Source organism: Tenacibaculum aquaeponti (genome assembly GCF_057221555.1).
The window spans coordinates 3,876,359-3,899,900 of the sequence record NZ_CM170147.1; the positions used below are offsets into that span (position 1 = coordinate 3,876,359).

At 28.9% G+C, this 23,542-nt stretch carries 20 protein-coding genes; 12 read left to right on the forward strand and 8 right to left on the reverse strand.

Going from position 1 to position 23,542, the window contains the following annotated elements; all coding sequences use genetic code 11:
• Nucleotides 1–53 precede the first annotated feature (53 nt).
• Entirely contained in the window at nucleotides 54–1,034 is a 981-nt protein-coding gene (locus AC2TEO_RS17540) for a PLP-dependent cysteine synthase family protein (RefSeq protein WP_442266060.1), read from the forward strand.
• A gap of 541 nt (nucleotides 1,035–1,575) precedes the next feature.
• Here AC2TEO_RS17540 and lipA read toward each other — a convergent pair.
• The 5 genes from lipA to AC2TEO_RS17565 form a co-directional block, all read right to left on the reverse strand.
• Complete coding sequence (gene lipA / locus AC2TEO_RS17545; protein ID WP_442266061.1) at nucleotides 1,576–2,460, reverse strand: lipoyl synthase; 885 nt, start codon at nucleotides 2,458–2,460, stop codon at nucleotides 1,576–1,578.
• A gap of 42 nt (nucleotides 2,461–2,502) precedes the next feature.
• On the reverse strand, nucleotides 2,503–2,949 hold the full coding sequence (locus AC2TEO_RS17550; RefSeq protein ID WP_442266062.1) for a hypothetical protein: 447 nt from the start codon (nucleotides 2,947–2,949) through the stop codon (nucleotides 2,503–2,505).
• A gap of 115 nt (nucleotides 2,950–3,064) precedes the next feature.
• On the reverse strand, nucleotides 3,065–4,291 hold the full coding sequence (locus AC2TEO_RS17555; protein WP_442266063.1) for an NRAMP family divalent metal transporter: 1,227 nt from the start codon (nucleotides 4,289–4,291) through the stop codon (nucleotides 3,065–3,067).
• A complete protein-coding gene (locus AC2TEO_RS17560) occupies nucleotides 4,288–4,848 on the reverse strand; it encodes an RNA polymerase sigma factor (RefSeq protein ID WP_442267775.1) in 561 nt (186 codons plus the stop codon). The genes AC2TEO_RS17555 and AC2TEO_RS17560 overlap by 4 nt, the downstream gene beginning before the upstream one ends.
• A 12-nt stretch (nucleotides 4,849–4,860) precedes the next feature.
• Nucleotides 4,861–5,064 (reverse strand): membrane or secreted protein, encoded by a 204-nt coding sequence (locus tag AC2TEO_RS17565; protein WP_299682267.1) that lies wholly within the window; start codon nucleotides 5,062–5,064, stop codon nucleotides 4,861–4,863.
• A 390-nt stretch (nucleotides 5,065–5,454) separates the two neighbouring features.
• On the opposite strand from AC2TEO_RS17565, the gene AC2TEO_RS17570 reads away from it, so the two are divergent.
• The 6 genes from AC2TEO_RS17570 (at nucleotide 5,455) to AC2TEO_RS17595 (ending at nucleotide 9,975) form a co-directional block, all read left to right on the forward strand.
• Nucleotides 5,455–6,771, forward strand: coding sequence for a sulfatase-like hydrolase/transferase (locus AC2TEO_RS17570; protein WP_442266064.1), 1,317 nt, complete (start codon nucleotides 5,455–5,457; stop codon nucleotides 6,769–6,771).
• A 2-nt stretch (nucleotides 6,772–6,773) separates the two neighbouring features.
• On the forward strand, nucleotides 6,774–7,541 hold the full coding sequence (locus AC2TEO_RS17575; protein WP_442266065.1) for a YHYH protein: 768 nt from the start codon (nucleotides 6,774–6,776) through the stop codon (nucleotides 7,539–7,541).
• The gene (locus AC2TEO_RS17580; protein ID WP_442266066.1) at nucleotides 7,542–8,105 is read left to right on the forward strand and encodes a toxin-antitoxin system YwqK family antitoxin; all 564 of its coding nucleotides are present in this window, start codon (nucleotides 7,542–7,544) and stop codon (nucleotides 8,103–8,105) included. It begins immediately after the preceding gene.
• A 34-nt stretch (nucleotides 8,106–8,139) separates the two neighbouring features.
• Entirely contained in the window at nucleotides 8,140–8,748 is a 609-nt protein-coding gene (locus AC2TEO_RS17585; protein ID WP_484730870.1) for an SCO family protein, read from the forward strand.
• A 151-nt stretch (nucleotides 8,749–8,899) separates the two neighbouring features.
• Entirely contained in the window at nucleotides 8,900–9,364 is a 465-nt protein-coding gene (locus AC2TEO_RS17590) for a hypothetical protein (protein ID WP_442266068.1), read from the forward strand.
• A 5-nt stretch (nucleotides 9,365–9,369) separates the two neighbouring features.
• Nucleotides 9,370–9,975: a hypothetical protein gene (locus tag AC2TEO_RS17595; RefSeq protein ID WP_442266069.1), complete on the forward strand. Its 606-nt coding sequence runs from the start codon at nucleotides 9,370–9,372 to the stop codon at nucleotides 9,973–9,975.
• Here the strand turns inward: AC2TEO_RS17595 and murB are convergent.
• Complete coding sequence (gene murB / locus AC2TEO_RS17600) at nucleotides 9,972–10,979, reverse strand: UDP-N-acetylmuramate dehydrogenase (protein ID WP_442266070.1); 1,008 nt, start codon at nucleotides 10,977–10,979, stop codon at nucleotides 9,972–9,974. The genes AC2TEO_RS17595 and murB overlap by 4 nt on opposite strands.
• 6 nt (nucleotides 10,980–10,985) lie before the next feature.
• Complete coding sequence (locus AC2TEO_RS17605) at nucleotides 10,986–12,176, reverse strand: pyridoxal phosphate-dependent aminotransferase (RefSeq protein WP_442266071.1); 1,191 nt, start codon at nucleotides 12,174–12,176, stop codon at nucleotides 10,986–10,988.
• Between the two features lie 192 nt (nucleotides 12,177–12,368).
• On the opposite strand from AC2TEO_RS17605, the gene AC2TEO_RS17610 reads away from it, so the two are divergent.
• Nucleotides 12,369–13,700, forward strand: a complete 1,332-nt coding sequence (locus AC2TEO_RS17610; RefSeq protein WP_442267776.1) for a retropepsin-like aspartic protease — start codon at nucleotides 12,369–12,371, stop codon at nucleotides 13,698–13,700.
• Between the two features lie 53 nt (nucleotides 13,701–13,753).
• Here AC2TEO_RS17610 and AC2TEO_RS17615 read toward each other — a convergent pair whose 3' ends face one another.
• Nucleotides 13,754–14,158 (reverse strand): DUF1573 domain-containing protein, encoded by a 405-nt coding sequence (locus AC2TEO_RS17615; protein WP_442266072.1) that lies wholly within the window; start codon nucleotides 14,156–14,158, stop codon nucleotides 13,754–13,756.
• Nucleotides 14,159–14,349: 191 nt separating this feature from the next.
• Here AC2TEO_RS17615 and AC2TEO_RS17620 point away from each other — a divergent pair, with 191 nt between their 5' ends.
• The 4 genes from AC2TEO_RS17620 to AC2TEO_RS17635 all read left to right on the forward strand — a co-directional run bounded on the left by AC2TEO_RS17620 (nucleotide 14,350) and on the right by AC2TEO_RS17635 (nucleotide 23,468).
• Nucleotides 14,350–16,989 (forward strand): valine--tRNA ligase, encoded by a 2,640-nt coding sequence (locus tag AC2TEO_RS17620; protein ID WP_442266073.1) that lies wholly within the window; start codon nucleotides 14,350–14,352, stop codon nucleotides 16,987–16,989.
• Nucleotides 16,990–17,373: 384 nt separating this feature from the next.
• Nucleotides 17,374–18,534, forward strand: a complete 1,161-nt coding sequence (locus AC2TEO_RS17625; RefSeq protein WP_442266074.1) for a M12 family metallopeptidase — start codon at nucleotides 17,374–17,376, stop codon at nucleotides 18,532–18,534.
• 485 nt (nucleotides 18,535–19,019) lie between these two features.
• Nucleotides 19,020–20,672, forward strand: a complete 1,653-nt coding sequence (locus tag AC2TEO_RS17630; RefSeq protein WP_442266075.1) for a solute:sodium symporter family transporter — start codon at nucleotides 19,020–19,022, stop codon at nucleotides 20,670–20,672.
• Nucleotides 20,673–23,468 (forward strand): helix-turn-helix and ligand-binding sensor domain-containing protein, encoded by a 2,796-nt coding sequence (locus AC2TEO_RS17635; protein WP_442266076.1) that lies wholly within the window; start codon nucleotides 20,673–20,675, stop codon nucleotides 23,466–23,468.
• Nucleotides 23,469–23,542: the final 74 nt, after the last annotated feature.

The window sequence follows — 23,542 nt, forward strand, 5'->3', positions numbered from 1 at the left end:
TGGCTTTATATTATCGTTTGATAAACCTATATTTGCACAGCAAACTTAACGAAATGAAATACGCAAAGAATATTCTAGAAACTATAGGAAATACACCTTTAGTTAAGATAAATACATTAGCTGAAGAATTACCTTGTTTGGTTTTAGCTAAATACGAAACGTTTAATCCTGGTAATTCTGTAAAGGATAGAATGGCTTTAAAAATGATTGAAGATGCAGAAGCAGATGGAAGATTAAAGCCAGGAGGAACTATAATTGAAGGGACTTCAGGTAATACAGGAATGGGACTAGCTTTAGCTGCTATTGTAAAAGGATACAAATGTATATTTGTGATGGCAGATAAACAAAGTAAAGAGAAAATTGACATTTTAAAAGCAGTAGGAGCAGAGGTGGTTGTTTGCCCTACTAATGTTGAGCCAGATGATCCTAGAAGTTACTATTCGGTTTCAAGAAGATTAGCGGAAGAAACAGAGAATGCTTGGTATGTTAATCAATATGATAACCCAAGTAATGCAAAAGGTCATTATGAAAGTACTGGACCTGAAATTTGGGAGCAAACTGAAGGAAAAATTACTCATTTCGTAGTTGGTGTTGGAACAGGAGGAACTATTTCAGGAGTAGGAAAGTATTTAAAGGAGCAAAATCCTAACGTTAAAGTTTGGGGAATTGATACTTACGGATCAGTATTTAAAAAGTATCATGAAACTGGTATTTTCGATGAAAATGAAATTTATCCTTACGTAACAGAAGGAATTGGAGAAGATATTTTACCAAAGAATGTTGATTTTAGTATTATTGATGGATTTACAAAGGTTACCGATAAAGATGCTGCTGTTTATACGCAATTATTAGCTAAAAAAGAAGGAATGTTCTTAGGGAACTCTGCTGGAGCAGCAATGAAAGGTTTATTGCAGTTAAAAGGGCATTTTAATGAAGATGATATAGTTGTTGTTTTATTCCATGACCATGGAAGTCGTTATGTTGGAAAAATGTTCAACGACGAGTGGATGAAAAAAATGGGATACTTAGAATAATATTCTATGATTCATTTTTTATGTGGAGGTCCAAGTAATATTCAACAATTACTTTTAGTATTAGTAATATTTTACGGTTTACCTGTATTTGTTTTAGTGTACTTATCGAATTTACTAATTAGGAAAACCACTTTTTATAGAGATCATATTAATAGTAATCTAAAAAAGACCTTGTTTGTATCAAGCTTAACCATCTTAATGTTTGTTTTGTGTGTGTTTATCACCTTTTTGATACAAATAGTTTAAAAATATAAAACCACCTTAAAGGTGGTTTTTTTATTGAATAAAAATGTTGTTTTTTAATTTGATGTTTTTAGCGCAATTCTATAAAAATCAAAAGCCATCTCACTGAGACGGCTTCTGTTAATCAACTAATTCAAATAATTTACACAATGAAAACATTATTGTGTTATACAATAAATGGTTTTCAATTACTGTGCCAAAATTATGAATTATAACTGTAAGTTTTTTGTTTTATTTTATAGTTTACAATTTTTTAACTTTAAGAAGCTGTTTTGTTAAGGGATTCACAATGAAAATTTTAGCTAGCATGCTTGTGTGCTTTGTATGATGAACGTACTAAAGCCCCACTCTCTACATACATAAACCCCATTTCTTTACCAAGCTCTTCATATTTCTTGAATTGATCCGGTGTTATAAATTCTTTAACAGGTAAGTGATTTTTAGTAGGCTGTAAATACTGTCCTATAGTTATGACATCAAGCCCAACATTTCTTAAATCTGTCATAGTTTGTATTACTTCCTCTTCAGTTTCGCCTAAACCAAGCATGATACCTGATTTGGTTCTCATTCCATTTTCTTTTAAATATTTTAAAACACCTAAGCTTCTATCATATTTTGCTTGGATTCTAACTTCACGTGTTAATCTACGAACGGTTTCCATGTTGTGAGAAACAACTTCAGGGTGGACTTCTATAATACGATCAATTAGTTTTTCGTTCCCTTGAAAATCTGGAATTAAAGTTTCTAAAGTAGTATTTGGATTTGCTCTTCTGATGGCTTGTACAGTTTCAGCCCAAATAATAGAGCCTCCATCTTTTAAATCATCACGATCTACAGAAGTAATTACAGCATGCTTAATATTCATGATTTTTATAGATCGAGCTACCTTTTCTGGTTCATCCCATTCTACCGTTTCAGGTCTTCCTGTTTTCACTCCACAAAAACCGCAAGATCTTGTACAGATATTACCTAAAATCATAAATGTAGCAGTACCTTCTCCCCAACATTCTCCCATGTTAGGGCAACTACCACTTGTACATATTGTATTAAGTTTATATTTATCAACTAAGCCACGAAGTTCTGTGTATTTTTTACCAACAGGCAATTTAACACGTAACCATTTTGGTTTTTTTACTCTCTCACTAGGTGGGTTAGTAATTGTTGTAGCTAAATTATCAGACATTCTATTATAAATTTGAATTACAAATTTACGAAGAAATGTTTGTTATTGCATAATATCTAGTTCAGTTGCTTTATCAATTGCCATTTGTAATGCATTGTCATTAGTTTTTACTAGAGATACAATTCTTCCAATTTTTTCTAAATCATCTCTATTAGCACTCCAAAATGTAATACCACTAACTTCAACATTCATTTCTAAACCATCAATTAAATCGCTTCCACCAACTTTAAATGCACCATAAATAATTCCTAACCAAGAAGGTCCTCCTCCATGATAACCACTTGCTTGAAGATCTTTAGCTACAGAATCTTTCTCATAAATGTCATGATAATCGTAACGGAATTTTCCATTTTGCTGTTGTAACACACCCGTAAAATGCAAATCTTTAGTATTCAAAGCATTTTTAAAATCTTCTCCTTGAGAAAAAGAATTATGAACTGAAAATAATAGAACAGTTGTAATAACTGCTTTAATAATAACGTTTTTCATTTTTTTTAATATTGGGGTTTTATTTGCTCCGATAGAAATAATCAAAAAGCATGCTAATTTAATTTTTTTTCTGTTTTTTTTTGATTTTTTTTAAAAAAAATAAACAGAATTAAATTTAATGTGTTGTAATATAGGTTTTTAAATACCATATACTGAATAGAAAAAGAAAAATAAAACCTAAAAAACTTATAATTTTTAAGAATATATTAGGTTGAAATTCTTTTGGTGTATGTGAACTAGTAATTAACTTGAAATTGAGAAAAGCAAATATTGGAGCTGTTAAAAAAGAGAAAATAGTTGCTATTTTCACCAAAGTAAGCATGTTGCTTTTAAAAAAAGTTAAAATAATGCAAGTACCTATTAGAAGAAAAAGTATCCAAAATCTATAATTTAACTTTTTAAAACCTAGTAGTTCGGTGCTTTTACTCATAGCTCTAGGAGAGGCATCTAAGGTCGTTACTGTAGTGCTGAGCATGGTTGTAAAAGCGGCTATACCAATTATTATTTTAGAATAACTTCCTAGGTTTTTAGTATATAAATCTATTAATTGAATAGCAAATTTTCCTCCACTAGAAGAAAAAGTTTCTCCTGTGTTAAACATGACCAAGGTTCCAAGTAGAATAAAACAAATTCCTAAAAATAAAGTTCCTAAGTACCCAACGTTAAAATCAAAAATTGATTTTTTTACTGTAATTTTTTCTGAAATAGTTTTGCTTTTTTCAACAGACCAAAGCGAATGCCATATTGAAATATCTAAAGGAGCAGGCATCCAACCCAAGAAAGCTATTAAAAAACTTATTTCTAATGCGTTTTTAGGTAATATTTGTTGAAAAGAGTAAGTAGATTCGTTTTTTAAAAAAGCGATGCTTACAGCTAGTAAAGTGCTAATGGTGAGAAATAAAATAATATATTTTATAAACCGATCTAAAAATGAATATTTACCTAAAAATAAAATTATAATAATAACAATTAAAAGTATGTATGACCAATATATAAGGTCATTTGTAAATCCAAAAAGTTGACTAGCAAGACCTGCTGTAACAATTGTTACTGCAGCCTGAATTGTAAACATTGTTATAAAATTTACAACAACATATATTATCAAATAAATTGTTCCTAATTTTTTATACCCGTCTAATAAGCTCTCTCCAGTTGCAGCTGCATATTGAGGCCCAAATCTGAAAAAAGGATATTTAAAGATATGTACTAAAATAATAGCCCATAATAAACCTAATCCATAATCTGCTCCTGCTCTTATAGCTTGTACTAAATGTGATACACCAATTGCAGCACCAGCAAAAAGTAAACCTGGTCCAAGTACATTTAGTATAGATTTTTTCACGAGTTATTTTTTTTAATAATTTCAGCTAATAACTTTTTGGCTCTAAGTAATTTAATTTTAACATTATTAATAGGTTCATTAATTTGTATAGAAATTTCTTTATAAGAAAGTTCTTGAAAGAAACGTAAGTTTATAATTTCTTGATACTTAGGTTTAAGTTTTTTAATGTCTTTAAGGAGTTTAGCTAAATTTTGTTCTTTAATAAATTTATCTTCAGGAGAAGGAGTATCATCAATAATATCATATATTTTATCTTCTTCTACAGAAGAAACTTTAAAATGAATTGAAGATTTTCGTTTTCTTACTAAATCTTGATATAAATTTTTTGAAATAGCAATTAACCAAGTATTAAACTCATAATCTTCATTGTAGAGATGAATTTTGTTAAATGCTTTAGCAAAAGTTTGAATAGTTATATCTTCTGCATCATTTTCATTACCAGTATTTTTTAACTGATATCCATAAACACTACCCCAATAGAAATCCAAAAGGTGATTAAAAGCAACCTGATTGCCTTTTTTTGCTTGTTCTATATGTATAAGGATTTCCTTTTTTATGAGATTATTTTTTTATTGATGTTGAGGTTCATTACAAGTATCAAATTGATCTGGTGTTTTACCACAAAAGCCACAAGCTTCACCAGATTTATTCAACATTGGATTTTGACTTGCGCATGTTCCTGCAAATTCACCATCTTTTTTTGCCCAAATCTTAATAGCAATTCCACCGAAAGCTAAAGCTAATAATCCTATTGTTAAAAAAATTAATTTCATAAAAATATTTTTAAGCTACAAAGATACATAAACTAATTTTTAAAATAGTTAGTGACTTTTTGAAAAAGAAAGTGTCTTAATTTATGAAAGATAAAAATTAAATCCCTCAGTCATGAAAGAATTTTTAGTGAAATGTTTAAATAGTTTGATAGGTTTTATAACAGAAGGATATAATAAAGATTTAAAACCTAACTATATTAAAGTGAAGAGTAATTCCCATAACAATAGATTTAGAAATTAATCTATTTTCTAAAAAAAACTAACATATAAATCAATTTTAATCTAATGTAATATTTTTAAAATCAGTTACATTGGATTTTTTTTGTGTATTGTTTAGTAAATTTTTAAACCTTTATAACTCTTGATGGTCTAAAAATAAAAGTACGATATATGAGATTGATTTTATCCCCAATACTATTAGTGCTATTACTACTGATTACTTCTTGTAGTAAAGATAATGTAGATACAGAATCGCCAATTGATTCTAATTCAGAAGCCACAAAACCTAATATTTTATTAATCATAGCCGATGATATGGGATTGGATGCAACGCCAGGTTATTCTGTCGGAAGTATTAAGCCTAATATGCCAAATCTTCAAAGCATGATCAATAATGGAGTTCGGTTTGATAATTTATGGTCCTATCCAACTTGCACACCAACTAGATCAAGTATTTTAACTGGTAAATATGGTTTTAGAACTGGGGTTATGAAAGTAGATGATGAATTGTCTACTTCTGAAACTTCAATTCAAAAATATTTAAAAGATAATGGTGCTGGTTATCAAAATGCTGTTATAGGTAAATGGCATTTATCAAGAGACGCTAATCATCCAAACGAATTAGGTGTAGATTATTATGCTGGTTTATTGAATGGAGCAGTTACTTCTTATTGGAATTGGACTTTAACCGAAAATGGAGTTCAAAATAATTCAACAGAATATACGACAACTAAATTTACAGATTTAGCTATAGATTGGGTTAAAGATCAAGATACTCCATGGTTTTTATGGTTAGCTTATAATGCACCTCATACACCTTTTCATTTGCCACCAATAGATTTACATTCTCAAGGAAATTTACCAACAGATGAAGCGATTATAGATGCTAATCCACAACCATATTACATGGCAATGATAGAAGCTATGGATTCTGAAATAGGTCGCTTATTGAATTCCATGTCAGAAGAAGAAAGAAATAATACAGTTATCATATTTATTGGAGATAATGGAACTCCAAATCAAGTAGCTCAAGAGTATAGAAATAGACGTGTTAAAGGAACAGTTTATCAAGGGGGAGTAAATGTACCTATGATTATATATGGTAAAGATGTAAATAGATTTAATGAAGCTGAATCTTCCTTAGTAAATACAACCGATTTATTTGCAACGATAGCAAATATAGCTGGGGTAAATGTAAGTACAATTAACGATAGCCGTAGTTTTTGGAGTATAGCATCTAATAATTCGAATATCATGTTAAGAGATTATGCTTACACAGAAATTGGTAGAGATTTTGGTACAGAAGATATTACAGTAAGAAACGAAAATTACAAATACATCCTTTTTTCAGATGGAACAGAAGCTTTTTATAATGTTTTTAATGATTTTTTTGAAACTAATAATCTGTTAGATAATCCATCACTAAGTGTAACTGAACAAACTGTTTTAACTGAATTAAAAAATAGAATAAATATTATAAAAGGTTAATTATGAGAAATATATATAAAACTTTAATAGGTAGTCTTCTAATTTTATTTGTGGCGTGTTCTTCTGATAATGATGAAAATACCAATGAAACTCCAACAACACCAACTGAATCTTATGATATAACAAGTGTATTGTCAAAATTTGATAACGTACCAGGTGTTTCTTATGCGATAAACGGAGATGTTGTTGAAATTACTACCGATGATTTACCAAATCATGGAAGTCCTTATTGGGAACAAACAAATCCAATGTATGAAGCTTATAATGGAGATAATCCTGATTGGAGAAAAAATCCTAATTTAATTGAGAGTCAAAATATAGTTTTCACAATTCCTTTAAAACCACAAGAAGCTTCAAGTAATACAGCGACACCTCTTGGGCCTATAGGTGTATGTGTAAATGGAGTTGTTTTTTATAATCAATATGCTGGACCAAATAATCAACCCTTAACTAGTGAAATAGACTCTTTTGATCAATATTTAGGTCATCCTGATGCTAGAGGAAATTATCATTATCATATAGAGCCAACATTTTTAACAGATACTTTCGGGAAATCAGGATTTTTAGGATTACTAGCAGATGGATTTCCTGTATACGGACCAGAAGAAAATGGAAGTCCAGTTACAAATTCAGATTTAGATGAATTTCATGGACATGTTGGTGTAACACCTGATTTTCCTAACGGGATTTATCATTATCATGTTACTACTGAAGCTCCTTATATTAACGGAAATGGATATTTCGGTACTCCAGGAAATATATCTCAATAAATGAGGAGACTTTTCTTAATAATTTTTGTCACGTTTTTATCTTGTAAAAGAGATGAAATTAAATATCAAAGCAAGATTTTCAATACAACTGATTTTAAATTAGTAAATGGAGAACTTTTTTTGAAACAAAATTTATATTCAGGAGAGTTAATTAAATATGATAGTTTAAATAGATTAAAAACGATTTCTAATTACTTAAAAGGTAAGAAAGAAGGACAAGAATTAAAGTATTTAAATGATACTTTAAGAATTGAAGAACGATTTTATACTCAAGGAAAAAAAAGTGGTGTTCATAGAGGTTGGTGGCGTAATGGAAATAAAAGATTTGAATACCATTTTAATGCTAAAGGAGCTTATGATGGAAAAGTGAGTGAGTGGTATAAAAACGGACAACAGATGAAGGCTTTTCATTTTGTAGAAGGGAAAGAAGAAGGAAAACAACAATTATGGAGAGATGACGGAAAGATCAGAGCCAATTTTGTAACTAAAAACGGAGATCGTTTCGGTTTAATTGGCCTCAAAAAATGTTATACAGTAAACACGATTAATGAAAGCTATAAATAATATAATTTTATTTGTTTGTATCACACTACTTTGTGTGAGTTGTAAGAAAGAAATTAAAGTAGATAGGTCTATTACTTTACCTTTTTTTAATTCAGCTATTTTTACTCCTGAATGGATTGCAGAAAGCTCAATAGAGTATAAAAGTATTCATAAAATTGCTGACTTTAGTTTGATAAATCAAGAAGGAAAAACGATCACAAATGAAAACTATAAAGGTAAAATCTATGTGGCAGATTTTTTCTTTGTAAGTTGTCCAGGTATTTGTCCAATTTTAGAGAAGAATATGAGTATACTTCAAGACGAATATAAAGAAGATGATGAAATCCAATTATTATCACACACAGTAATGCCTGTTAAAGATTCTGTTCCTGTCTTAAAACAATATGCTTTAGAAAATGGGATAAATTCTAAAAAGTGGAATTTAGTAACAGGAGATAAAGATCTGATTTACGATTTAGCACGAACATCTTATTTTGCGGATGAAGACTTTGTGAAAACGCAAGATAAAGATGCTTTTATACATACCGAAAATTTTGTCCTTGTCGATAAAAAAGGAAGAATACGAGGTGTTTATAATGGAACAATCGAACTAGAAATTCAACGACTAATACGACATATAAATTTATTGAAAAAAGAAAAATAAATTTCTGAAACATAATTTAAAAACTCTAAATTATTAGTTAATAGTTAAATTTGTAGAGTTTAATGCGTGTTTTATGAAAAAGATTTTACTAATACTACTTTTTATTTCGATAAGTAGCTTTTCTCAACATACCGAGAGGTATTTAAAATTAATGGAGAATTTTATATTTCAAGATTCAATTAAGATCGAAAAGAAATATAAAAATGGGAAATGTAAATTTATTGAGACGCTTTACACTTATAAAATAAAAGGAAAAAGTAAAATTTATAAATTTAATGCAGGTTACAGTGCCTCATGGCTTAAAAACGACGATTTGTTTTGGGAAATAAAATATGATAATTATGGAACTGCATTGTATTACCGTGCTATGACATTAGATGGAAATCTTTCAAAAGAGTTAACAACCACAAAAATTGACACAAAATCAGATGATATACGAAAAGCGTTAGGGTCATCTAAATATTTAATTTTTGAAACTTATGAAAAACAATATGAAGTTTCTAAAGATAATCAACCTTGTTTAGTTTGGGAAGGAGCAAAAAGTAGAGGAAAGAAAATAGGAGTTTGGAAGAAATATAATTGTTGTGGAGAAATTGTTAAGACTAAGAACTATTGAAAAGTATGAAAGGAATTATAATTTGTTTAGCATGTATACTTTTTAATTTTGAGTTGTCATCTCAAAGAGATCTGTATCAAATTCAAAATGATTCTCTTAAAAAATTTATTGAAAGTTTTAAGAAGGTTAAATCTCCATTTAATTTTTCAGAGCCTAGGATTGAAGAAGAAATAGATTCTAAATTATTACAACGTTTCTTGAATGTCGAAGTTGTTGATGAAATAGGATATGTAGGAACAGAAAGTTATTACTACGGTTTTGCGTATTTCGATCAGAAATATTTAAGTTTAATTTACACACATTATTATTCACCTGGAGCTTTTGGAATAGATAATAAAGGTATATATGTAGTAACTATGAATTATGAAGGAGAAATAATAGGAGAGGAGTTAATAGGTTGCTTTTGTAAGAATAGTAATATGGGAAGCAATGAATATTTTGTCAGTGAACTTAATGTTACAATTCAAAAGAGTAAAATTATAGTGAAGCAACAAGAAATTCGTCAGACTTTGGTTTCAAATGATGATGATAACTTTAAAAACACTACATTAAAAACCTTTGAAATAGAAATCGATTCTCATGGGAAAATGGTTAAACAACAAATTAATTAAATCACATTTACCTCTATTTCAAGGTCAATGTTAAAATTTTCTTTAATTGTAGTTTGTATTTTTCGAGCAAGATTGTAAATGTCTTCTCCAGAAGCATCTCCATAGTTTACTAAAACTAAGGCTTGCTTTTCATGAACACCATAATCACCAAAACGTTTCCCTTTAAATCCACTTTGTTCGATTAGCCAACCAGCAGGAACTTTAATTTCAGTTTCAGATACCGGATAACTAGGAATATTTGGAAACTTATCTTTTAAATTTTCAAAAAGACTTTTAGAAATTACTGGGTTTTTGAAAAAACTACCGCTATTTCCAATTTCTTTAGGATCTGGTAGTTTAGATTGTCTAATTGCTATAACAGCATCAGAAATATTTTTAATCGTTGGATTCGTAATGTTTTTAGAAGCAAGTTCAGTTTCAATAGCACCGTAAGAAGTGTTAAGTAAGTGATTCTTTTTTGTAAGTTTTAAACTTACAGAAGTAATAATATACTTTCCTTTAACTTCATTCTTGAAAATAGAATTACGGTAACCAAATTTACAATCAGCATTTGAAAACTGAACCAGTTTTCCAGTTTCAATGGCAACTGCTTCCACTTTTGTAATCACATCTTTTACTTCAACACCATATGCACCAATATTTTGAATAGGACATGTACCTACATTTCCAGGAATTAAAGATAAATTTTCAATTCCACCATAGTTTTGATCAATGCACCATAAAACAAAATCGTGCCAGTTTTCTCCAGCATTTACTGTAAGATAAACTGAGTTTTCATCTTCTCTATCAATACAAATTCCTTCAGTATTAATATGAACTACTAAATCTTCAATATCTTTAGTTAATAGCATATTACTACCTCCAGAAATTAAAAAAATAGATTTTTCTTTTACTACAAGTTTTTGCAGTTCATGAACAGAACGAATAGAAATAAAACGTTTGGCATTAACATCAATGCCAAACGTGTTATAACTTTTTAATGATATATTTTGTTGAATTTCCAAATGAAATTATTTATTGTAAGCTTCTAAAGCTGCTTTTAAAATAGCAACACAACGTTTTAAATCTTCTTTGTTTAAAACATAGGCAATACGAACCTGATTTTTTCCTTCTCCTTTAGTTGAGTAAAAACCTCCAGCAGGAGCAACCATTACAGTTTCGTTATTGTGATTAAAACTTTCTAAAATCCATTGTGCAAAATCTTCTGAATTTTCAACTGGTAATTCAGCAATACAATAAAAAGCACCTTTTGGTTTGGCAACTTTTACACCTTCGATTTTTTCTAGTTCAGAAATTAATGTATTTCTACGTTCTACATATTCTTCAATAACATCATCAAAATAACTTTGAGGCGTATCTAAAGCTGCTTCACTAGCGATTAAAGCATAAGTAGGCGGACTTAATCTTGCTTGTGCAAACTTAATTGCAGTTTGAACAAATTCTTGATTTTTAGAAACAATACATCCGATTCTTGCACCACACATACTGTAACGTTTAGAAACAGAATCAATAACAATAGCATTTTTATCTAAACCATCTTCTTTTAAAATAGAGTGATGTTCTGCACCATCGTAAGCAAATTCTCTGTAAACTTCATCAGCAATTAAAAATAAATCGTGTTTAAGAACAATTTCTTTTAATTTTTGAATTTCTTCTTTACTGTATAAATATCCAGTTGGATTTCCAGGATTACAGATTAAAATTGCTTTAGTTTTTGGAGTAATTAATTTTTCAAAATCCTCAATCTTTGGTAAAGCAAAATTATCGTCGATAGAAGAAATTACAGGAACTACTTTTACACCAGATGCAATAGAAAAACCATTATAGTTCGCATAAAAAGGTTCAGGAATAATGATTTCATCTCCCGGATCAGTAATACTACCAATAGTAAATAATAAAGCTTCAGATCCGCCCGTAGTTGCAATAATATCATTTGCAGTTACAGAGATACCATTTTTAGCATAATAGTTAGAAAGTTTAGTCCTGTATGTTTCAGAACCTTCAGATCGAGCGTAAGATAATACCTCTATATTATTGTTTTTTACAGCATCTAATGCTACTTGAGGCGTTTTAATATCAGGTTGTCCAATATTTAAATGGAAAACTTTTATACCTCTTTTTTTAGCATCTTCCGCAAAAGGAACCAGTTTACGAATTGGAGATTGCGGCATTGAATTTCCTTTGTCAGAAATTGATGGCATAATTAGAAATTTTATAGTTGTTTATTGAAGACAAAGTTGCAAAAAAAATATTTAAAATAGTGTAATCTTTAACCTTAAAAAAACTTCATTTCACCGAAAGAAAATGGTTAAAAGTATCTTAAAATATCACTAATTAACGAATTTGATTGTATATTGAATATATAGAACATAAAAATTACTAGCTTGAAGAAGGTGTTATTCTTTTTTGTACTTTTTTTTATATCTAATACTATTTTTTCTCAAGGAAAATTTCAGTTTTTTGGTAAAGATGATGTAAAACAGAAAGTTAAATTCAAAAATATTAATAATTTAATTGTCATGCCATTAGAAATTAATGGTAAAGAATTATCATTTATATTAGACACAGGTGTTAATAAAACTATTTTGTTTAATTTAAATCAGAATGATAGTTTAGGGTTAAATAATATTGAAAAAATTAAGTTAAGAGGGTTAGGAAAACAAGAAGCTGTTCAAGCATTATTATCTAAAAGCAATCATTTTCGTATTAATAATATTGTAAGTTCTAGTCAAGATTTATATGTTATTTTAAGAGATAGTTTTAACATGTCTTCTAAAATGGGAGTTACGATTCATGGAATTATAGGTTTTGATTTATTAAAAGATGTAATTTTAAAGATAGATTACAGTAATGAAACATTAACTTTTTATAATCCTAAAAAATACAAACTAAAAAAATGTAGGAGATGTGAAGAATTTCCTTTAGAATTTTATAGAAGTAAACCTTATATAAATACAGTTACTCAAATAGATACAATAACTAATAAAAAAATTAAAACAAAATTATTAGTAGACTCTGGAGGTAGTGATGCTATTTGGTTGTTTGAAGGTACTCATAATGCTATTAAAACTCCAAAAAAATATTTTAAAGATATTCTAGGAGAAGGCTTAACAGGTAGTATTTATGGGAATAGAAGTAGGATAGCAGAATTTAGATTGGGTAAATTTGTAATTCCAGAACCTACGGTTTCTTTTTTAGATACAACATCAACAGTTAATGCTAGAGAATTTAAAAGTAGAAACGGAAGTATTGGTGGAAATATTTTAAAACGTTTTAAAGTTTGGTTAGATTATCCTAACAGAAGAATGGTTTTGAAGAAAAATGGATCTTTAAAAAAAGGATTCTATTATAATATGAGTGGTTTAGTAGTAGTTTACTCAGGAAAAGATTTAATAAAAGAGGAAGTAGAACAAACAAATATTAATTCATATGGAGTTGAAAGTAAAACAACCAAACCAGATGTGTTTTCTGTTATAACAACTTATAAATATGAATTTAAACCAGCTTACAAAGTCTATGAAGTAATTAAAGATTCTCCAGCTTTTTATGTTGGTTTAGAAAAAGGAGATATTATAAAGAAAATAAATGGGAAACCTGCTTATCAATTTACATTAGATGAAATAAATGGTATATTTAGTTACAAACCAGGAAGAAAAGTAGTTTTAGGAATCGAAAGAGATGGGATATACTATACATACAAACTAAGGTTAGAAAGAAGGATATAAAAAAAGAGTTCCAAATTTGGAACTCTTTTTTTATATAGTAGTATGTTTTTATGTTACATAGAAGATTTCTCAACTTTAACTTTTGAATCTTTAACAATGTAACCTTTAATTTTTAACATTTTTCTCTCTTGTTTTGCGTTAGAGTAAATTGTAATTGCTTTAGAGAAACCTCCTGGTCTTTTAGTATCATAAGATACTTCAATTTTTCCATTTTCTCCTGGCATAATTGGCTTTTCTGGTTTACTTGGTACTGTACAACCACAAGTAGATTTAATATCTTTTATAATTAATGGAGCATCACCTGTGTTTGTAAATTCAAATACTCTTTTACCGTCAGAACCTAATGCTATTTTTCCATAGTTAATAGTTTCTCCACCTTCATTAATAAACTTAAATTCCTGAGCATTTACAGATAAAGTGATGAAACATACTGCGATAATTGATAAAATTGTTCTCATAATGTTAAAATAATTGTTTAGGGATTTTCCTATGTTTACAAATTTAATATAATTTTTTAGTTATAAAAAAATCAACATCTAAATTTTCAATACATGATTAGATAGTTGTATTTTTGTCAACTATATTTCAAAAATGATGCCAAAAAAATCATTTTTATAATCTATAAACAACTTGATTAACAGGAGAGCATATGAAAATTTCACCTAAATATAACGCCAGCGAAATTGAAAGCAAATGGTACGATTACTGGATGAAAAACAATTATTTTCATTCTGAAGTGGATGAGAGAGAACCATACACAATTGTAATACCACCACCAAATGTCACTGGAGTCTTACATATGGGGCATATGTTAAATAATACAATTCAAGATGTATTAATTCGTCGTGCTCGTTTATTAGGTAAAAATGCTTGTTGGGTTCCTGGTACAGATCACGCTTCTATTGCTACTGAAGCAAAAGTTGTGGCGAAATTGAAAGAAGAGGGAATTAATAAAAATGATTTAACTAGAGAAGAGTTCTTGAATCATGCTTTTGAGTGGAAAGATAAATATGGAGGAATCATTTTAGAGCAGTTAAAAAAGCTTGGAGCTTCATGTGATTGGGAACGTACTAAGTTCACCATGGATGATGATATGAGTGAAGCTGTGATCAAAGTTTTTGTTGATCTTTATAATAAAGGATTAATTTACCGTGGATTCAGAATGGTAAATTGGGATCCTGAGGCTAAAACTACATTGTCTGACGAAGAGGTAATTTATGAAGAGCGACAAGGAAACTTATATTATTTACAATACGATATTGTAGGTTCTGATGAAAAAGTAACCATTGCAACTACGCGTCCTGAAACTATTTTAGGAGATTCAGCAATTTGTATCAATCCAGAAGACGAACGTTTCACGCATTTAAAAGGAAAGAAGGCGATTGTACCATTATGTAATCGTGAAATTCCAATAATTGAAGATAGTTATGTAGATGTTGAATTCGGAACAGGATGTTTAAAAGTAACTCCTGCGCACGATGAAAATGATAAGGTTCTTGGAGATAAGCACAATTTAGAAGTAATCGATATTTTTAATGAAGACGCTTCTTTAAATTCTTTCGGTTTACATTATGAAGGCAAAGATCGTTTTGTAGTTCGTAAAGAAATAGCTAAAGAACTTGAAGAAAAAGGATATTTAGTAAAAGTAGAACAACATACCAATAAAGTTGGAACTTCAGAAAGAACAAAAGCAGTAATCGAACCTAGATTATCTGATCAATGGTTCTTAAAAATGGAAGATTTAGCCAAACCAGCGATTGAAGGTGTTTTAGGTGAAGATAGAGATGTAAAATTATATCCTAGAAAGTTCGAAAACACATACCGTCACTGGATGGAAAATATTCGTGATTGGAATATTTCTCGTCAGTTATGGTGGGGACAACAAATTCCTGCATTCTATTATGGAGATGGGAAAGAAGATTTCGTAGTAGCAGAAACTAAAGAGAAAGCATTAGAATTAGCAAAAGAGAAAACATCTAACGCAAATCTTCAAGCTTCAGATTTAAGACAAGATCCAGATGTTTTAGATACTTGGTTCTCGTCTTGGTTATGGCCAATATCTGTTTTCGATGGAATTAGAAATCCAGAGAATGAAGAAATCAATTATTATTATCCAACGAATGATTTAGTAACAGGACCAGATATTTTATTCTTTTGGGTAGCACGTATGATTATTTCTGGATATGAATATAAAGATGCTCGTCCGTTTGAAAATGTATATTTAACAGGATTAGTAAGAGATAAACAACGCCGTAAAATGAGTAAATCATTAGGGAATTCTCCTGATGCATTAAAATTGATTGAAGAATATGGAGCAGATGGAGTACGTGTTGGTTTATTGTTGAGTTCTGCTGCTGGAAACGATTTATTATTTGATGAAGCTTTATGTCAACAAGGTAAAGGTTTAGGGAATAAAGTTTGGAGTGCGTTTTATTTAACATCTTTATGGGAAGTTTCTGAAGAAATTGAGCAACCAGAACATAGTAAAATAACTATTGAATGGTATAAAACGAAGCTCCAAAAAACATTAGCTGAAATTGAAGATCATTACAGTAAATACCGTTTAAGTGATGTAATCATGAGTATTTACAAATTAATTAATGACGATTTCTGTGGTTGGTTATTAGAAGCTGTAAAACCAGCATATCAACAACCAATTGATAAGAAAACTTATGATGAGGTGATGGCTATTTTTGAAGATAATCTGAAAGTATTACATCCTTTTATGCCATTTATTACAGAGGAAATTTGGCAGTTAATTTCAGAAAGAACAGTAGAGGAAGCTTTAATTATAGCGAAGTATCCAAAAATTAATGAAGTTAAAGATTCGTCAATTATTGAAGAGTTTGATTTTGCAACGAACATTATTTCAGGAATCAGAACGATCAGAAAAGAAAAAAATATAGCTTTTAAAGATGTTATTGAACTTTATGTAGTAAATAATGAAAACTATACAAAGCGTTTTGATAGTGTAATTAAAAAGCTTGTAAATGCTTCTGAAGTAAGTTATGTAACAGAAAAAGTAGACGGAGCTTCATTCAGAGTAAAGTCTAACGAATATTTCGTGCCAATTTCAGCTGATAGTATTAATGTAGAAGAGGAAATTAAAAAGATAACTGAAGAGTTAAATTATACTGAAGGTTTCCTAAAATCAGTGCAAAAGAAGCTTTCTAATGAAAGATTTGTGAATAATGCACCAGAACAAGTTGTAGCAAATGAAAAGAAGAAAGAAGCAGATGCTGTAGCTAAAATTGAAACATTAAAAGCAAGTTTAGCTTCTTTGAAATAATAAGGAAGTTATCATAAATTAAGGCTAAAAAAAATTGTTGTAAAAGGCAATTTTTTTTAGCTTTTTTGTTTTTACAATGTTTTTCAAAATTTACGATAAGCAACAATTTCTTTACTTTTTATTAAATTTTAATTATTCACTTCATATAAAATTTACTTTATAAATTAAAATTTAACTAAAGAAAAAAAAAGGAAAAGGTGTTGTTTATCAGTTATTTAGCGTTTTTTTTGTTTTGTTTTTTAATGGTTTTTGTTAAAATATAACTCATGTAATTTCTTTTATTTTTTAAAGAATAATTAACAAATTAGCACATTATGTAAGTGAATTATTTTTTTTTAACATTTTTAGTTGAAAATTTCTAATAACCAAATAAAAACCCTTTTTATGAAAAACTTAAAACTCCCATTTTTAGCTTTAGCAAGTTCATTGTTAATTTTTTCGTGTCAGAGTGAAGATACGAGCGATTTAAGTGAAGTTATTCCTCCTGAAGCAAAAACAATTAATCCAGAAGAAGCGTTTCCTGCATTAAGTGGCAGAGCACAAACTATGTACTATGGTTCTAGTAAGGTGAATGTAGAAAAAGTAAATGGTATGTATGTAATGGATGGAGATATTCTTTTTGATATAAACCAATTAACAGAAACCCCTGCTGAAGTTGGTGAACCTTCCCCTGTGGAAGTATTAGGAAGATCTGTTGGTAGAACAGGAAGTAGATGGACAAATAATACTGTTTATTATTCGGTAGAATCTTCTTTAGCTAATAAAAGCCGTGTTACAGATGCAATTGCACATTGGGAAAGAAATACCTCGTTAAGGTTTGTTCAAAGAACAAACCAATCAGATTATATATATTTTAGAACTGGTTCTGGATGTTCTTCTTTTGTAGGAAGAAGAGGAGGTCGTCAAGATATTAATTTGGCTACTGGTTGTACTACAGGTAATACGATACACGAAATTGGTCATGCAGTAGGTTTATGGCATGAACAAAGTAGAAAAGATAGAGATAATTATGTAAATATAAATTTTGAAAATATTCAAGATGGACGAGCATTTAATTTCCAAACTTATGTTCAACAAGGTTTCGATGGAGATGAATTTACTTCTGCTTTAGACTTTGGTTCTATTATGATGTATGGGCCAACATTCTTTTCTAAAAATGGGCAACCAACAATTGAAAAGAAAGATGGTTCTAGCTATAGTATTCAAAGAAATGGATTATCAGCTGGTGATATTGAGGGAATCAATAAAATGTATCCTCCTTCTACTAGTGGTGGAGATATTTGTGCAGGTGTAGCTGCTTATGTTAGTGGAAGAAGTTACAGTATTGGTTCAAGAGTTACTTACCAAGGATCTTTATATGAAAGAGTATCTGGAGGGTGGAATAACCTTGGGCAGTGTGGTTCTCAAAGTGCAGATATTTGTGATGGAGTTTCTGCTTATGTAAGCGGAACAAGCTATAGTATTGGCTCAAGAGTTACTTATCAGGGATCTTTATATGAAAGAGTATCTGGAGGTTGGAACAATTTAGGTCAGTGTGGATCTTAATTGAATTAAAAACAAAGGAAAGAAAGTAAATAATAATAAATCCTTATCCCAAATCCTAATTATTAAAATGGATCTAGGTTGCCCGAAAGGGCAGCCTTTTTTATTGGTTTCAATAAAGAGTTCTAAACCCTGTAATTTGATAGCAGTACTTTCAATATTATTTAAAAATAAGTTTTCTTGAAAGAGAAATGAATTCAAGTAATTCTAATTCTATATTAGAATAAACAAAGGAATTTTTCAGTTCCTAGTGTAAAGAAACCTCTGTTCTTTTAGTACAGTGTGATTTAGTTATACAATCTTTTTAATTTTATTAAAATAATCTGTAGTCTAAATCTTTTAAAAATAAAAAACACGAGAATTAATTAGTTGTTTTTTTATTTAAAAGGAATAAATAACAATTTACCTATACACGAACTATACAGAGTTGTTTTCTAAGCTATTTCAATAGAAATAATCTTAAATTGTAGAATCAAATAACCAAATTTATGTTAGGAATAATATCATTTATAGGCTTTACAGTACTTGTTGCTGTTATTTCATGGAGTGCAACTAGAAAAACAAATGAAAGTACTTCTGAAGGCTATTTTTTAGGAGGAAGAAGTTTAACAGCGGGTGTTATAGCTGGATCTTTATTACTTACCAATCTATCTACGGAACAAATTGTAGGTTTAAATGGAGCAGCATTTACTGAAGGAATTCTAGTAATGGCTTGGGAAACTTTAGCAGCAATAGCTATGGTAGTAACAGCTTTTTTCTTATTACCACGTTATTTGAAAAGTGGATTAATTACTATTCCTCAGTTTTTAGCAGAACGTTTTGATACTTCAACCAAAACATTAACTTCAATCTTATTTTTGAGTGGATATGCAATTGTTTTATTGCCTACTATTTTATATTCAGGTTCTTTAGCAATTAGTGGAATGTTTGATATACCATCTTTATTAGGAGTTTCCAAAGAAGTTGCATTATGGATATGTGTTTGGTCTATTGGAATTATCGGATCTATTTATGCAGTTTTTGGAGGTTTAAAAGCTGTTGCTGTTTCAGATTCAATAAATGCTATAGGATTATTAATAGGAGGGATTTTAATTCCTTTGTTTGGTTTATTATATATTGGAGATAATAGTTTAGTAAATGGAATTGAAATACTTCAAAATAAAATACCAAATCATTTTAATTCCATAGGAGATTCTTCAGCATCAGTTCCATTTGCTACAATCTTTACAGGAATGATGTTAGTACAGCTTTTTTATTGGGGAACCAATCAGCAGATCATTCAGAGAGCATTAGGAGCAAAAAATTTGAAAGAAGGTCAGAAAGGATTATTATTAGGAGCATTTATAAAGATTTTAGGACCATTAATTGTAGTTTTACCAGGGATTATTGCTTACTACATGTCTACTCAAGGTATGCTAGAAGTTGGTGCTCCAGATGAAGCTTATGGAGCTTTAGTTAGAAAAATTTTACCTAAGGAATTTATAGGATTCTTTGCAGCGGTTTTATTTGGTGCTATTTTAAGTTCTTTTAATAGTGTTTTAAATAGTTCTGTAACTCTTTTTGGGATTGATATTTACAAAGAGCATATAAAACCAGAAGCTAACGAAAAAGAAGTGGTAAAATATGGAAAAACATTTGGAATCTTATTAGCAATCGCTGCAATGTTTATTGCTCCTTTTTTATCAAGTTTAGAAAGTATATTTGCTTATTTACAACAAGTAAATGGAGTGTATAGTATTCCTATTTTAACTATTATTTTCATTGGGTTTGTTACAAAGAAAGTACCTGCTATAGCAGCTAAAATAGGATTAATTACTGGGTCTGTTTTGTATATAATTAGTGAATTTTTTCTTCGACCAGATTGTATTAATACAGCAATAGAAAAAGCTAAAAGTTCTGGACTTAATTTTAATGAAGAAATTATTAAAGCAGAAGCATATCCTCATTTTCTCCATGTGATGGCTATATTATTTGTTTTGAATACAATAATAATGTTGTTAATAGGAAGGTTTTATTCTAAAAAAGTAGCGTATGAACAGCAAGAATCGAAACAAGTAGATGTTACTCCATGGCAGTATACTAGGCATGTTGGTGTTTTTATTTGTATTATTGTAATATTAATTTATATCTATTTTTCTTAGTTGATACATTTAAGATTTTATTACTTCTTATTTATTTTTGGTATTATATCCTTACAAGCTCAGGAGTTACCTTTAATTAATCATTTTTTACCTGAAGATTACAATGCAGAGTCACAAAATTGGTCTATTTCTCAAGCTGAAAATGGTTTTGTTTATGTAGCTAATAACAAAGGTTTATTAGAGTTTAATGGAGCAAAATGGAATTTATATCCAACTCCAAACCAAACCATAATGCGATCTGTAAAAGTCGAAAACGATAAGATTTTTACAGGTTTTTACATGGATTTTGGTTATTGGAAAAGAGATGAATTTGGAATTTTACATTATAAATCATTAGTAAGAGATAATAATATACAATTACTTCCTGACGAGCAATTTTGGAATATTTTTGAATTAGATGGATGGATGATTTTTCAATCACTTCAAAGAATTTATATTCATAATTTAGAAACTAAAATTACTAAAACAATAAATTCAGAAACATCTATAACTAAAATGTTTAAAGTAGATGACACAATTTATTTTCAAGAGTTAGGTAAAGGTATTTTTAAAATAGAAAAAGGTATCGCTAAATTAGTTTCGGCAGATGAAGAAGTACAAAATAATGTAGTTGTTTTTTTACTAAAATTGAATCAGGAATTAGTTTATTTAACTCAAAATAATGGTTTTTACACTAAAAAAGGAGGCTTCATTCTAACTGAAAATTTATCAGAATACCTCAAAGGAAAATCAGTTTATAGTGCACATCAATTTAATAACGGAAATTTTATTATTGGAACAATTTCTAATGGTATAGTGTATTGTGATGCTTCTGGAAATTTAATATATAGTTTAAATCAAAATAAAGGACTTTCTAATAATACAGTCTTATGCACTTTTGAGGACAAAAAAGGAGATATTTGGTTAGGATTGGATAACGGAATTAATAAAATTGATATTACATCTTCATTCAAAATATATAAAGATTTAGAAGGGAAATTAGGTACGGTTTATACTTCTATGTACCATAACGGATTCTTGTATTTAGGAACTAATCAGGGATTATTTGTAAAAAAATATCCTTCAGAAGATAACTTTAAATTTATAAAAAACACTCAAGGTCAAGTTTGGAATTTAACTTTAATTGATAATACATTATTCTGCGGACATAATTCTGGAACCTATATTGTAGAAAAAGATGAAGTTGTTAAAATAAGTAATATACAAGGTACTTGGGGAGTAAAAAAAATTCAAAAAGATAAACTATTACAAGGAAATTATGATGGACTTTATGTGCTAAAAAAGTCAGATGGAAAATGGACTTTTTCTCACAAAATCGAGGGTTTTAATAACTCGTGCAAATTTTTTGAACTACATCACAACAATACCGTTTTTGTAAATCACGAATATAAAGGTGTTTACAAATTGAAAATAGACGATAAGTTTAAAAACGTAGAAAAGTATACTATTGATAGTACTTTAATTAAAGGAGCTCATTCTAGCTTAATAAAGTATCAAAATAATATTTTATACGCCTACAAAGGAGGAGTATTTAGATATTTAGATAAAGCTCAAAAGTTTATAAAAGACGATGTTTTAAGTGAATTAATTTCTCAAGATGATTTTTTATCGGGGGTATTAGTTTATGAAGAACAAGACAATAAATTATTTAGTTTTTCTAAAGAAAATGTAAACTATTTAAGACCAGATAAATTTAGTTCTAATTCAATAATAACGAGAAAAGGTATTGCTAGTAAAATGCGAAAAGGAGCTGTAGGATATGAGAACATTAAAAAGATTAAAAACGAACAATATTTACTAGGAACTTTAAACGGATATTTAATTACAAACCTTAAAAATGAAGACAAAGAAGATTATCAGATTTTAATAAACTCTATAAAAAATTATACCGTAAATGGGAGTCCAATTTGTTTAAAATTAAATAATTATGAACCAGTAAGCCTGTCGTCAAAGCATAATAATTTAGAGTTTGATTATAGTGTTCCTTATTTATCTAAAGATATTATAATTAAATATCAATATTTTTTAGAGGGGTATACTAACGGTTGGAGTTCTTGGAGTATTAAAAATAATTCATTTTTTAAAAATTTACCTTTTGGAGAATACACTTTTAAAGTTAGAGCTAAAATAGGAGATGAACTTGTAAAAAATGTAGCAGAATATTCATTTACTATTCATAGAGCATGGTATATATCAAATTGGGCAATTATAGGTTATGTATTTTTAGTATTTCTGTTTTCTTTTTTTATGGATCGATTATATAAACGATATTACAGAAAGCAAAGAGAAGATTTATTATACAAACAAAAGAAAGAGTTTCAGTTAAAATCTTTAGAGAATGAAAGAGAACTTATGAAGGTGAAAAATGATCAATTAAGATTAGATGTTGAGAGTAAGAGTAGAGAGTTAGCTATTTCTACGATGAGTATGATAAAGAAAAACGAGTTATTAAGTTCATTAAAGAAAGATATTTTAAAAGGAGACGATAAAAGCTTAAAAAGTGTAATAAAAATAATTGATAAAAATTTAAATAATTCAGATGATTGGCAAATGTTTGAAGAAGCTTTTAATAATGCCGATAAAGACTTTATCAATAAGATTAAAAAAATCCATCCAGATCTTACACCAAACGATTTAAGATTATGTGCTTATTTAAGATTAAACCTATCTTCTAAAGAAATAGCCCCTTTATTAAATATTTCTCCTAGAAGTGTAGAAGTAAAACGATACCGTTTGCGTAAAAAAATGAATTTGGAACACAATATTAATCTAACTTCTTATATACTAGAAATATAATACACTACAACATCTAAAAGTTGTAAACCATACATTACCACAACAACACTATTTTTTTTTATTTCAAAAGTTTT